We start from the raw sequence: 12,330 nt of genomic DNA, 5'->3' as shown, positions 1-12,330 counted from the left end.
AATTAATTGTTGTAAATATTTTGAGGAATTAGCCCCTTACCATCATTAAATTCATCTACTGTATGAAAATATGATAAATTGTTTTCAATCCAATAATCTTTAGACGCATGCTCAACCATGAAAATTTGGAAGGACTGCTTTTTTGTTTTATTTATATATTCAATAAAAGAGTTTAGTAATGTGAAAGCGTCAAGCAGCTTAGTTTTATCATCATTCCCTTTCTGATTGTCACTAGCATAATAAGGAATACTTGGCTGATCAATAAATAAAAACTGAGGAACGTGATCCTGTTGTATATTAATCATGTGTTCATGCAGTCCTAAATAAACACATAAGTGCATAAACATATAATTAGATTTACTTCCAACATTATCTAAAGGAAACAGCTGTCCTTTAGGAATAAGCTGTAAAATCATTTTCTCGGTATTGAAATCCAATTTACTATCCTTATATGCAGGCAGGGATTTTAAAAGATCAAAATTACGCTGTATACATTCGTTTAAAAATGTCCGCATAGTATATTTTATCTGCGAAGTTTCTCCTGGTACCTTAGAAAGTCTATCTTTCTCTTCACTTAGCCTATTGAGTTTAACCGCGTCAATTGGTTTAGCAACTTCACGCTTAAGCAATTGTTCGTACGCATTTTTTATTTCACCTAACACAATAAATTTTTGACCTTCTGCTAGATAGCTTTTTTGAATTTTAGTTAAGTCCTCAATTTTATCATTAATAGACTTTAACTGATCTTTTAATTCCTTAACATCACCATCTACTTTTACAGGTTCAGTAACTTTTTTTGTAAGCGAACTTTTGATATTATATAGTGATATTTGTAGAGAATCGAGAAAAAGTTTTGTCTCATAAGAGTTTACCAGCTGGTCAGACAGATTTTTATTAAGAAATTCTATAGGCTGCAAGCTGTCTGCTGATTTATTTAAATTTCTTCTGTATAGATCGTACTCCCTTTGGTACTGGGTTACAGCATTTATCTGTCCTTGGATTCTACTACGATCTTTGTTCAGTATATCTAATTCTAAAAACAAGTTAGAGTTAGATGCTTTCTGCTTTGTGTTTTCAATTACTTCCTGAATTGTATCTAAAGCTTCTTCAGTAGTTTCACTGTAATAGTCAAATTCAACAAAATTGTATTCTTTGCATTTATCCAGCAGTCTATTTACATTAACACCAAAGTTTTTCTCTTTGGTTTCATTACTCTTATTTTGACTTTGAATTTTTTTTAAGTCATTTTCAATTTCCTTAAGACGTTCAAGTGCTTTTATATTTTCCAAATCATTTACACCTATCACTAAATCAAAAATATGGCTAAGTGCATTTTCATATTCTTCCTTACCGAAGAAAATTGTATCAAAGTATGTTTCAGGAGCACCAATAACAGTTTCTGTTAAAGCGTTAAATAATAGAAAATGTCTATATGAAATATTAAGCGACGATTTACCAAACTCATTGCCATAAGGAAATCTTAAAGCATCAGTAATTCCAAATTCATTATCTAAAAAAGTTTTTGCTTCTTCAATTGGTGTTTTAATTTCAAAATTATCCGGAAATCCCCCTTCTTTAAATATAAGATCAGATGCAGGAGTCCCTTTCTCAGGAGCTTTTCTTATAATAGAAATTTCTTTGTCATTTATTGTAAATCGTATACCAAACCACAAAGCTTTTTCATAAATAGTATTAGGTAGGTTTACTTTTCCTGATAAGAGACAATAGTCTATAATGCTCCAAAAACTTGACTTACCTGTAGTAGCATTTCCAGTAATTACATTGACCTTGTTAGGAAGGAATTCATAACTTTTTGATTCAGAAAAATCATTTTTAAACCATAATTTTATTTCGTGGAGAGTGAATTTCATAATTGGACCTTTAGTATTCTGTAAAGTTGATTAGTGGAATAATTTTCAATAAGTGATAAAAAAACTGGAATAACCTCCCGTAATTTTGAAAATCGATCACCTAATTCTTCAACATCAATATTAATTTTAGTATTACTTTTTCTTATTATATTGTCATTGACATACAATTGTTCTCCTTTTTTTAAAATTATTAACGAGTTAATTGATACAGGCAATAATGATAAATATCTTTTATTGAATGAAGCAAACAATCTTTGGTTAATATTAACGAGGTGTTCCAAATTGCTTTCTGAACTATTATTTTTTTTTATAAAACTGACAGTTTTATCATCTAATAAAAAAGGTAAAATTAAACAGCTTCGAGCGATATCAATACTTTCAATTTTATCTAAGATTGACAAAAACACACAGCTGGCTATAGCTTCATTATTATAAACGTAGTAAACTTCCTTCATAATTTCTTGTATTTTTCTTTCCAGTCAAAGTGCCAGCCTATTTCCAGATTATCAGATAACACGTAATAATGTCCATTGCTTGATTCAAGCCCCAATGGTGTAAAACCTTGTATCGTTAAATTTTGTCTCTTAACATAATCTATAATTTCTAACCCCATGCTTTTAACATCCTCTTCTAAGTCACTCGGTTTTTCTCCTGATTTTATTTTTCTTTCAATATTTCTATATTTTACTTTAAATTCATTCAACCACATTTGAATACTATTCTGCTTGAAACTTTCAATATCCATTGGAAGTAAAAAACTCTCTTCTGACCAATATGTAAAATCGTTAAGAAATTTGAGCATTTGAGTTGTATAATCTCTTATATATATTGAACCTGAGTCAACTTCTCCTATATCTATAAGCTGTTTAATAAATATCTGCTCCTCCAAATTATCAGGAAGCAACACTGGTAAATTTCTTTGAGGCAACGAGCCTGCCACAAATGCAACTTCAAAACACTTACCAAATCTATTGTTGAAATCATCAAAGCTTATTTCAAAATTGATTCTGTCTTTTATATCTGTGAATTTTGCCACATGCATGTTTGAGTAGAGACTTTCAAAAATAGGGTCAACAAATTTATGCTGTTTTACATTTTCCAAAATCTTGTTTTTTATTTTCTGTATGATATTGTCAACACCAGTTTCAATCATTAATTTTTGAAAAAAAAATCTGCACCTTTTTTTACCGAGAGTGCGTACATTTTTTATGTAATTTTTGAGAGTTGTATCTTGAGTTTTTTCCTCCAGTGCTGAAAGAATATGCAATAGTTTATCAAGATCAAAATCCTTTTTAAAAATTTCAAGAGCATCAATGAAGTTATTATCCCAGTGGTTTTTATTGGTCACTAAAATAAAAGTATGCTTATTTAGAAAATTATCCTTATTATTTTTATCTGCTTTGATAAAATCACTCCAATTACTTAGCGTTTTCCACAAGTCAGAATCTAAAGAGGTTAAATTTTGAATTTGTCCTGCTGCATTTTGGAGGACAGAATGCTTCATTTGAAGTAAAACCGTTGTACCATCTGCCATATCAATATGTACGTCTTCTTTGACCTCAAATCCAATTTTTTCACCAAATTTAAGGCCTAAGGATAGATAAATGAAATAGTAAAATTGATAATCAAACCCTATTGTCTGAGCCGCAACTGTATGTTTTGTTAATAATAATTCTATGTCGTTCATAGGCAATTTGCATTTCCTTAATTCATCTGGTTCTTATAATGATCAGTTTGCTAATATACAATAATTCTGTCATTTAATGCCAAGTATTACCATTCAAAGACACATACTTATAACATCTTCATTTCCATATCATCTTTGTCAGGGAAATCCGCATACTGCGGCATAACAAAAACAATCTAAAGTGTTTAATCATGAAAAAACAAAGAAAAAAAATCCTGCTGGCAGCAATGGTAATGCTGACAGGTTTGGGTGCGATGGCACAGGGAGACGGTTCAGCTGGTATCACCGAAGCCACTCAAATGGTTACGGCCTATTTCGATCCTGCCACACAACTCATCTATGCTATTGGAGCCGTGGTAGGTCTCATTGGAGGGGTTAAAGTGTACGGCAAGTTCAGTAGCGGAGATCCCGATACAAGCAAGACTGCAGCAAGCTGGTTTGGAGCCTGTATCTTCTTGATTGTTGCAGCTACTATTTTGCGTTCATTCTTTCTTTAATCCCTTGCCTTATGAATTACAACATCAACAAAGGAATCGGAAGAACGGTCGAATTTAAGGGGCTCAAAGCACAATACCTGTTCATTTTCGCTGGTGGACTGCTAGGAACGCTTATTCTGGTCATGATACTTTACATGGCCGGGGTCAATTCCTACATCTGCCTGTTTCTTGGAACTGGTGGTGCTTCGCTGATAGTATGGCAGACCTTTTCACTGAACAAAAAGTATGGAGAACATGGGCTGATGAAAATCGGTGCAAGAAAAAAGCATCCCAGATACATCATCTGCCGCAAGCCTGTACACCGATATTTAAAGTTCACCCCTAAATCGAATGCCGTATGAGGAATGTAGCCAAGACCACTACACTGGAAAATAAGTTTCCCTTACTGGCAGTGGAAAACAATTGTATTCTGTCCAAGGATGCAGACATTACTGCCTGTTTTGAAGTGCGTTTGCCGGAACTGTTTACGGTAGCTTCTGCGGAATATGAAGCCATTCATTCTGCTTGGCACAAAGCCATCAAGACGTTGCCAGATTATACAGTTATCCATAAACAGGACTGGTATATCAAGGAAAACTATGCACCCGATATTGGGGATGATGGTTTGAGCTTTTTGGGCAAATCCTACCAACAGCATTTTAACGAACGTCCTTTTCTTAACCATTATTGCTACCTGTTCCTGACCAAAACCACTAAGGAAAGAATGCGTACACAGAGTAATTTTTCATCGCTTTGTAAAGGTGCTCTCATACCAAAAGAAATCAGGGATAAGGAAGCGATCCATCGTTTTATGGAAGCGGTTTCACAGTTTGAACGTATTGCAAATGACAGCGGATTTATCGGGTTACGACGCTTAACGGAAGAAGACATCATTGGTACGGATGAAAAACAAGGATTATTGGAACAATATCTGACGCTGTCAAGGGAAGCCGGAACACCAATGCAGGACATAGCACTCGGAGCCGAAGAAGTACGCGTTGGGAACAAAAGATTGTGCCTGCACACTTTATCCGATACGGACGATCTGCCTTCAACTGTATCAGCAGATACCCGTTATGAAAAACTATCTACCGACCGGAGTGACTGCCGTTTGTCGTTCGCTGCTCCAGTGGGCTTGCTCTTAAACTGCAATCATATCTACAACCAATATCTGTTTTTGGATAACAGCGAAGACAACCTGCAAAAGTTTGAGAAGTCCGCAAGGAATATGCACTCACTGGCTCGATACAGTCGTGCCAACCAGATCAATAAAGAATGGATAGAGCGGTACCTCAACGAAGCACACAGTTTTGGACTGTCGTCCATCAGGGCACACTTTAACGTTATGGCTTGGTCGGATGACCCTAGCGAATTCAAACAGCTAAAGAATGATAGTGGTAGTGCTTTGGCACTGATGGAATGCAAGCCACGCCATAACACCACGGACGTTGCTACGCTCTATTGGGCGGGAATGCCTGGAAATGCTGGAGATTTTCCAAGTGAAGAAAGCTTTTACACGTTCATTGAACCCGCTTTGTGCTTATTTACTGAAGAAACCAATTATCACAATTCGCCATCACCATTTGGTATCAAGATGGCAGACCGCCTGACCGGAAAACCCATACATCTGGACATTTCCGATTTGCCAATGAAGCGAGGTATTATCACGAACCGAAACAAGTTTATATTGGGTCCTTCGGGAAGCGGTAAATCTTTCTTTACCAATCATATGGTGAGGCAATACTATGAGCAAGGCGCACACGTCCTGCTTGTGGATACGGGTAACTCGTATCAGGGATTGTGCGAACTTATCAAAGGAAAAACCAAGGGCGAAGACGGGGTTTACTTCACTTACACAGAAGACAATCCCATTGCCTTCAATCCATTCTACACCGATGATGGTGTGTTTGACATAGAGAAAAGAGAAAGTGTCAAAACCCTGATACTTACACTTTGGAAACGTGATGATGAACCGCCGACCCGTTCCGAAGAAGTTGCATTATCCAATGCGGTAAGTGGCTATATAGAGCGTATCAAACAGGATGATGTATATCCTTCTTTCAATGGTTTCTATGAGTATGTGCAGGGCGATTATCGTAAGGTATTGGAAGAAAAAAAGGTAAGGGAAAAAGACTTTGACATCGCTAATTTTTTGAACGTACTGGAACCTTATTACAAAGGAGGCGAATACGATTACCTGCTCAATTCTGAAAAGCAATTAGACTTGCTTTCCAAACGCTTCATAGTGTTTGAGGTTGATGCGATAAAAGATCATAAAATTCTCTTTCCAATTGTGACTATCATCATCATGGAGGTGTTCATCAATAAGATGAGAAGATTGAAAGGTATCCGCAAACTCATCCTGATTGAAGAGGCTTGGAAAGCCATTGCCAAAGAGGGAATGGCAGAATACATAAAGTATCTCTTCAAAACGGTAAGGAAGTTTTTCGGTGAAGCTATCGTCGTAACACAGGAAGTCGATGACATCATCCAGTCGCCCATTGTCAAGGAAACTATCATCAACAATTCCGATTGTAAAATCCTGCTCGACCAGCGCAAGTACATGAATAAGTTTGATGACATACAGGCAATGCTTGGCTTGACTGATAAAGAAAAGGCACAGGTACTTTCCATCAATATGAACAATGACCCGTCACGGCTATACAAGGAAGTTTGGATTGGTCTGGGGGGAACCCATTCGGCTGTATATGCCACAGAAGTGTCGGTTGAAGAGTATCTCGCTTATACCACCGAAGAAACGGAGAAAATGGAAGTGATGAAGCTTGCCGGTGAACTAGATGGAAATGTAGAGCACGCTATCAAACGGATAGCCCTACAAAGAAGAGAAAAGTAAATACAATTATTAATCATTTATAAATCGAAGAACAATGAAAAAAATACTATTCATGGTGTGCACAGCACTTATGTTTGCTGTAGCACCGTCCGCAAAAGCCCAATGGGTCGTTACGGATCCCACAAATCTGGCTCAGGGAATTGTTAATAGTGCCAATGAAATGGTACAGACTTCATCCACAGTGTCCAATGTTATTAAAAATTTCAAGGAAGTGGAAAAGGTATATAAACAGGGCAAAGAATACTATGATAAGTTGCAAGCTGTCAATAATTTGGTGAAAGATGCCCGCAAGGTGCAGCAGACAGTACTGCTGGTTGGTGATGTGTCGGAAATGTATGTTCAGAATTTTGGCAAGATGATGAACGACCCCAATTTTTCTGCTCAAGAATTAATAGCTATCGCCAATGGTTATGCAGCACTGCTTAACGAAAGTACCGAACTGCTGAAAGAACTAAAGCAGATTGTAAGTTCTTCCAGTTTGTCATTGAATGACAAAGAGCGTATGGATATTATTGACCGTGTGTACAAAGAAGTGAAGGAATACCACAGCCTTGTACGCTATTACACGAACAAAAATATCTCTGTAAGCTTGCTAAGGGCAAAAAAGCAGAACAATACTAAAAGAGTACTTGAACTCTACGGAACAGCTAACCAAAAATACTGGTAAGTTATGGAATTTAATAATCTTCACGAGGTTCTGCGCTCCTTGTACGATGAGATGATGCCACTGTCCGCAGATATGGCGGCAGTGGCTAAAGGAGTGGCTGGTTTGGGAGCCCTATTCTATGTAGCTATTAAAGTATGGGAGGCACTAAGCAGGGCAGAGCCTATTGATATGTACCCTTTGCTCCGTCCTTTTGCATTGGGTCTTTGTATTATGTTTTTCCCGACCATGGTACTTGGAACTATCAATGCTGTGTTAAGCCCGGTGGTACAGGGGACACATGCCATTCTAGAAAATCAGGTGCTTGACCTGAACGACCTGCAGACAAAAAAAGACCTGTTGGAACGAGAAGCCATGCTTCGAAATCCTGAAAACGCTTATTTGGTATCGGACGAAGAGTTCGATAAAAAACTGGAAGAACTGGGCTGGTCAGCATCCGATCTGGTTACGATGTCGGGGATGTATATGGAAAGAGGGATGTACAACATTGAGCAGTCTGTAAAAAACTGGTTCAGGGAATTGCTGGAAATTTTATTTCAGGCAGCTGCTCTGGTAATTGACACCATACGTACTTTCTTTTTGATTGTGTTGTCCATTTTGGGTCCGATAGCTTTTGCTATATCGGTTTGGGATGGTTTTCAATCCACACTTACGCAATGGCTTACCCGATACGTTAGTGTATATCTATGGCTACCAGTTGCCGACCTGTTCAGCTCCATGCTTGCCAAGATACAATCCCTGATTATAGAAAGGGATATCGAAATGCTTGCTGACCCGACTTTCATTCCCGATACGTCAAATACCGTGTATGTGATTTTTATGATCATTGGAATTGTGGGATATTTTACTATCCCAACCGTGACAGGCTGGATTATTCAGGCTGGTGGGGCAGGGAATTTTACTCGTAATGTAAATCAAACCGCAATGAAAACCGGAAATATTGCTGGAGCCGGAGCCGGCTCGGCAGCAGGAAATATCGGCGGGCAATTACTCAAATAATGTAGAACGATTAATCAGTAAAAAATGGAATTTAAAACGCTAAGAAATATCGAAAACAGTTTTCGCCAAATCAGGTTGTACGCTCTTGTATTTGCTGTTCTCTGCATCAGTGTTGCAGGATATGCAGTATGGCAATCCTACCGCTTTGCAGCAGAACAACGCCAGAAGATCTATGTACTGGACAATGGCAAATCACTGATGCTGGCACTTGCACAGGATGCGTCCATCAACCGACCGGTCGAAGCAAGGGAACATGTAAGACGTTTTCACGAACTGTTCTTTACGCTGGCTCCCGATAAGAATGCTATCGAAAGTAATATGAGCCGGGCGTTTAACCTTGCCGATAAAAGTGCTTTTGATTATTATAAAGACCTTTCGGAAAAGGGATATTACAATCGTATTATATCGGGTAACGTACAGCAACGTATCGAAGTGGATAGTGTGGTCTGCAATTTCGACACCTATCCCTATTCGGTACGTACCTATGCCAGACAGTTCATCATCCGTTCCAGTAATGTGACCAAACGTAATCTGGTTACTTCCTGTTTTCTTGTGAATTCTGTCCGTTCGGACAATAACCCGCAGGGTTTCAATATCGAAAAGTTTGCTGTTGTGGAAAACAAAGACATCGAAGTCATTGAACGCTAAAAACGCAGGATATGAAAAAATTACGAACTGATATGGACAAGTGGTTTGAGAAACTGGATGAACGTTGGCGAACACTGCCTTTAAGAAAACAGCACAAGTACACGCTGTACTTTTTTGCGGGGTATCTGTTGCTTACCGCAGGGGTCATATTCAAAGTATGGTATGATGCCAATAAGTCCAATAACGATATGGTCATCGAGCATATCGAAAATCCTGTTCTCAAAAAGAAAGGAAGTCCCACACTCTTGAAGGACACATTATCACAATTTTAAAAAATAAGGTTTATGAAAGAAAATGAAAACAAAAAAACGGTTGTTCGGGTAACGGAAGGTAACCTGAAAGAAACCGCTGATGTACTGCAAGACAGTACACAGAACAAAGCCCAAAAGCTTAAAAAACCGCTCATCTTCGGTTTAATGGGTGTTGTGTTCCTCGGCTGTATGTATCTGATCTTTAAACCGTCTTCCGAGAAAAAAGAAATCGAGAAAATCGGACTAAACGAGGTTGTACCTGAGGCTACCGGTGCAGGAATGCCTGCCGATAAGGGTAAGGCATACGAGGAGGAAATGCTGGAACGTAAGAACGAGGAAAAAAGGAACGCTCTCACATCTCTTTCTGATTATTGGAATGCAGACGAAAAAGGAGAAGTGGGAGATGAGCTACCTGAAGAGGAAGAAAGCTACAGCAGTGCCAACGGATCTGGAAAACAAAGTAATCCCGCTTTGAACAGTTACCGCAATGTGCAAAGCACATTAGGTTCCTTCTATAAGGACGATAATTCTGAAATACAGGAACTCCGCAAGCAATTGGAGGAATTAAAGGGAAAACTGGCGGAGAAAGATATTCCAGCCAAAGTAACGGTAGATGACCAATTGGCATTAATGGAGAAATCCTATCAGATGGCTGCAAAATATCTTCCTTCTGGTACAAATATGAGAGAAGTTGTACCTGCCAATGATGCTGTTTCTAAGTCGTCTTCGTCTATACAAAAAGAGCATTTTGTGGCATTTACTGCTACAAGAAAGAACACTGTATCGGCCTTGTACCGAGAGCCTAACGATAGTGTCTTTTTAGCAGATTGGAGTCAAAACAAAAACAGCCGTTTTTATACTGCCAGTGCTTTAGAACAAGTGGTACAACCCAAAAACAGCATCAAAGCCTGTGTACAGGAAACGCAGACCATTACCGGTGAAAGCGGTGTACGCTTACGCTTATTGGAACCCGCTCAAACGCCTAATCGTACCATTCCCAAAGGAACAATTTTAACGGCTAATGCCAAACTTGAGGGAGGACGTTTACAGATGAAGGTTACTTCCATAGAACTGGACGGAAACATCATCCCAGTTGATATTACGATTTATGATCTGGACGGTCAGCAGGGTTTGTATGTGCCATATTCGCCTGAAATGAATGCTCTTACTGAAATGGCTGGCAATATGAGCCAGCAATCCGGGACGAGCCTGATGCTTACCCAATCGGCAGGACAACAGGCTGCCGCTGATTTGAGCCGTGGTGTAGTACAGGGCATTTCAGGTTATTTCTCCAAAAAAGTGAAGACACCGAAAGTTACCTTAAAGACAGGTCATCAACTGTTCCTTGTCTCCAAAAAATAATGTTAAACATAAATAGAATTAAATAATGAAAAATCATTTTAGAACCTTTTGGGCATTTGCCATGATCATTGGCTTTGTCGTATCCTCTTTTGCACAGGACAGTGCAAAAATTCCTCTTGCTTTGGGCAAGATAGAACCGTACTGTATGGAAGTTACTTATGACAAGACTTCGCATCTGATTTTCCCGACCGCTATCCGCTACGTGGATTTAGGCAGTGAATACCTGATTGCGGGAAAAGCAGAAGATGCTGAAAATGTACTTCGTGTAAAAGCATCGGTAAAAGAATTTGAACCGGAAACCAATTTTTCGGTAATTACCAATGACGGCCATTTTTACAGCTTCAATGTGCATTACAGCTCATCCCCGGAGGTGTTGAGTTATGACCTGCTAACAATGCAAAAGACAGTGGACAAGGCTAATGGAAGTGATGTGCTTTTTGAAGAGTTGGGTAACAACTCACCATCCCTGGCAGGCTTGTTACTGGAAACAATTTACAAAAACGACAATCGAATTGTAAAGCATATCGGGGCGAAAAGTTTCGGCATACAGTTTATCCTGAAAGGAATTTACATCCATAATGGTAAATACTATTTCTATACGGAACTCGCAAACCGTACCAATGTTCCTTTCCAGATTGATTTTATCAATTTCAAGGTAGTGGACAAAAAGATCGCAAAGCGAACCGTGGTGCAGGAAAGACCAATAATGCCACTACGCACTTACAAGCCGCTGGACGAGATTGGCGGGAAAATGACCAAACAAAATGTGTTCCTGTTGGATCAGTTTACCATTGCCGATGACAAAGTGTTATTGATTGAGATTTTCGAGAAGAACGGGGGCAGACATCAAACATTTCAGGTAGAAAATTCCGATTTGATTAAGGCACGTTTGATTAACGATATGCACCTGAAATTTTAGTAATCCATTAAACGTAATAACAGAAAAATGAAAAAGTATATTTATACGATGATGTTTGTCCTTATAGGCATCACTATCGCACAGGCACAGCGAATGCTGCCTAAACAGAAAGGACTGGAAGTAAACGCAGGAACCTTATCCGATGACTATCCCAGCAGTAACTACTTCCTCAATATCGGAATGACCTTAAACGGTAGAAATGGTAATTATCAGCTTTGGGCATTGGAATATACGCACCAGTATGATGAATATAAAAACCTCCGCTTACCACAGGAAACATACACAGCAGAAGGTGGTTACAGTTTCTTCCTGTTGGGTGATACCCGTAAGAACATTACCCTGAATGCAGCAATAACTGGTGTACTGGGTTATGAAAGCATTAACCGTGGCAAAGCTTTGTTGTATGACGGGGCAAAAATACTGACTGAAGACAACTTCATTTACGGTGCAGGCGGACGGTTGTCTTTTGAAACATACCTGTCCGACCGTTTTGTACTGATCCTGCAGGGGCGTACAAAAGTTTTGTGGGGTACGGACCTGGAACAGTTCCGACCATCAGCGGGTCTGGGATTGAGGATTAACTTTTAAAATATAAAACA

The 12,330-nt window shown here is 38.7% G+C and carries 13 protein-coding genes; 10 read left to right on the top strand and 3 right to left on the bottom strand.

What is annotated here, in order from left to right:
* Nucleotides 1-2: 2 nt before the first annotated feature.
* Genes BUB25_RS10485 through BUB25_RS10475 form a run of 3 tightly spaced genes read right to left on the bottom strand, consistent with a single transcriptional unit; the run spans nucleotide 3 to nucleotide 3,558 of the window.
* A complete protein-coding gene (locus BUB25_RS10485) occupies nucleotides 3-1,871 on the bottom strand; it encodes a DUF3732 domain-containing protein (protein ID WP_072944012.1) in 1,869 nt (622 codons plus the stop codon).
* Nucleotides 1,868-2,326, bottom strand: coding sequence for a three component ABC system middle component (locus BUB25_RS10480; RefSeq protein ID WP_072944009.1), 459 nt, complete (start codon nucleotides 2,324-2,326; stop codon nucleotides 1,868-1,870). The genes BUB25_RS10485 and BUB25_RS10480 overlap by 4 nt, the downstream gene beginning before the upstream one ends.
* The gene (locus tag BUB25_RS10475) at nucleotides 2,323-3,558 is read right to left on the bottom strand and encodes a hypothetical protein (RefSeq protein WP_072944007.1); all 1,236 of its coding nucleotides are present in this window, start codon (nucleotides 3,556-3,558) and stop codon (nucleotides 2,323-2,325) included. Before BUB25_RS10475 ends, BUB25_RS10480 begins: the two co-directional genes overlap by 4 nt.
* A gap of 191 nt (nucleotides 3,559-3,749) precedes the next feature.
* Here BUB25_RS10475 and BUB25_RS10470 point away from each other — a divergent pair, with 191 nt between their 5' ends.
* Genes BUB25_RS10470 through BUB25_RS10425 form a run of 10 tightly spaced genes read left to right on the top strand, consistent with a single transcriptional unit; the run spans nucleotide 3,750 to nucleotide 12,319 of the window.
* Nucleotides 3,750-4,055 carry a DUF4134 domain-containing protein gene (locus BUB25_RS10470; RefSeq protein ID WP_072944005.1) on the top strand — a complete coding sequence of 102 codons (306 nt, stop codon included), beginning with the start codon at nucleotides 3,750-3,752 and terminating at the stop codon, nucleotides 4,053-4,055.
* 11 nt (nucleotides 4,056-4,066) lie between these two features.
* Nucleotides 4,067-4,396 (top strand): DUF4133 domain-containing protein, encoded by a 330-nt coding sequence (locus BUB25_RS10465; RefSeq protein ID WP_072944003.1) that lies wholly within the window; start codon nucleotides 4,067-4,069, stop codon nucleotides 4,394-4,396.
* On the top strand, nucleotides 4,393-6,888 hold the full coding sequence (locus BUB25_RS10460; protein ID WP_072944000.1) for a TraG family conjugative transposon ATPase: 2,496 nt from the start codon (nucleotides 4,393-4,395) through the stop codon (nucleotides 6,886-6,888). Before BUB25_RS10465 ends, BUB25_RS10460 begins: the two co-directional genes overlap by 4 nt.
* Nucleotides 6,889-6,922: 34 nt before the next feature.
* On the top strand, nucleotides 6,923-7,555 hold the full coding sequence (locus tag BUB25_RS10455; RefSeq protein WP_072943998.1) for a DUF4141 domain-containing protein: 633 nt from the start codon (nucleotides 6,923-6,925) through the stop codon (nucleotides 7,553-7,555).
* Between the two features lie 3 nt (nucleotides 7,556-7,558).
* Nucleotides 7,559-8,551, top strand: a complete 993-nt coding sequence (gene traJ, locus BUB25_RS10450) for a conjugative transposon protein TraJ (protein WP_072943996.1) — start codon at nucleotides 7,559-7,561, stop codon at nucleotides 8,549-8,551.
* A gap of 24 nt (nucleotides 8,552-8,575) precedes the next feature.
* Entirely contained in the window at nucleotides 8,576-9,199 is a 624-nt protein-coding gene (gene traK, locus BUB25_RS10445; RefSeq protein ID WP_072943994.1) for a conjugative transposon protein TraK, read from the top strand.
* 11 nt (nucleotides 9,200-9,210) lie between these two features.
* Nucleotides 9,211-9,471, top strand: a complete 261-nt coding sequence (locus BUB25_RS10440; protein ID WP_072943992.1) for a nitrogen regulatory IIA protein — start codon at nucleotides 9,211-9,213, stop codon at nucleotides 9,469-9,471.
* Nucleotides 9,472-9,483: 12 nt separating this feature from the next.
* On the top strand, nucleotides 9,484-10,812 hold the full coding sequence (gene traM / locus BUB25_RS10435) for a conjugative transposon protein TraM (protein WP_072943990.1): 1,329 nt from the start codon (nucleotides 9,484-9,486) through the stop codon (nucleotides 10,810-10,812).
* A 25-nt stretch (nucleotides 10,813-10,837) separates the two neighbouring features.
* Nucleotides 10,838-11,731 carry a conjugative transposon protein TraN gene (gene traN / locus BUB25_RS10430; RefSeq protein WP_072943988.1) on the top strand — a complete coding sequence of 298 codons (894 nt, stop codon included), beginning with the start codon at nucleotides 10,838-10,840 and terminating at the stop codon, nucleotides 11,729-11,731.
* Nucleotides 11,732-11,758: 27 nt separating this feature from the next.
* Nucleotides 11,759-12,319: a conjugal transfer protein TraO gene (locus tag BUB25_RS10425; RefSeq protein ID WP_072943986.1), complete on the top strand. Its 561-nt coding sequence runs from the start codon at nucleotides 11,759-11,761 to the stop codon at nucleotides 12,317-12,319.
* The last annotated feature ends 11 nt before the right edge of the window (nucleotides 12,320-12,330 follow it).

Source organism: Flavobacterium granuli, from assembly GCF_900129705.1.
Lineage (GTDB): Bacteria > Bacteroidota > Bacteroidia > Flavobacteriales > Flavobacteriaceae > Flavobacterium > Flavobacterium granuli.
The sequence above is the reverse complement of the archived record's forward strand: the minus strand, read 5'-3'. Positions and strand labels throughout refer to the sequence as shown.

Coding starts and splice junctions, on each gene's coding strand:
- BUB25_RS10485 (WP_072944012.1), bottom strand. CDS start 1,871: ATGAAATTCACTCTCCACGAAATAAAATTATGGTTTAAAAATGATTTT.
- BUB25_RS10480 (WP_072944009.1), bottom strand. CDS start 2,326: ATGAAGGAAGTTTACTACGTTTATAATAATGAAGCTATAGCCAGCTGT.
- BUB25_RS10475 (WP_072944007.1), bottom strand. CDS start 3,558: ATGAACGACATAGAATTATTATTAACAAAACATACAGTTGCGGCTCAG.
- BUB25_RS10470 (WP_072944005.1), top strand. CDS start 3,750: ATGAAAAAACAAAGAAAAAAAATCCTGCTGGCAGCAATGGTAATGCTG.
- BUB25_RS10465 (WP_072944003.1), top strand. CDS start 4,067: ATGAATTACAACATCAACAAAGGAATCGGAAGAACGGTCGAATTTAAG.
- BUB25_RS10460 (WP_072944000.1), top strand. CDS start 4,393: ATGAGGAATGTAGCCAAGACCACTACACTGGAAAATAAGTTTCCCTTA.
- BUB25_RS10455 (WP_072943998.1), top strand. CDS start 6,923: ATGAAAAAAATACTATTCATGGTGTGCACAGCACTTATGTTTGCTGTA.
- traJ (WP_072943996.1), top strand. CDS start 7,559: ATGGAATTTAATAATCTTCACGAGGTTCTGCGCTCCTTGTACGATGAG.
- traK (WP_072943994.1), top strand. CDS start 8,576: ATGGAATTTAAAACGCTAAGAAATATCGAAAACAGTTTTCGCCAAATC.
- BUB25_RS10440 (WP_072943992.1), top strand. CDS start 9,211: ATGAAAAAATTACGAACTGATATGGACAAGTGGTTTGAGAAACTGGAT.
- traM (WP_072943990.1), top strand. CDS start 9,484: ATGAAAGAAAATGAAAACAAAAAAACGGTTGTTCGGGTAACGGAAGGT.
- traN (WP_072943988.1), top strand. CDS start 10,838: ATGAAAAATCATTTTAGAACCTTTTGGGCATTTGCCATGATCATTGGC.
- BUB25_RS10425 (WP_072943986.1), top strand. CDS start 11,759: ATGAAAAAGTATATTTATACGATGATGTTTGTCCTTATAGGCATCACT.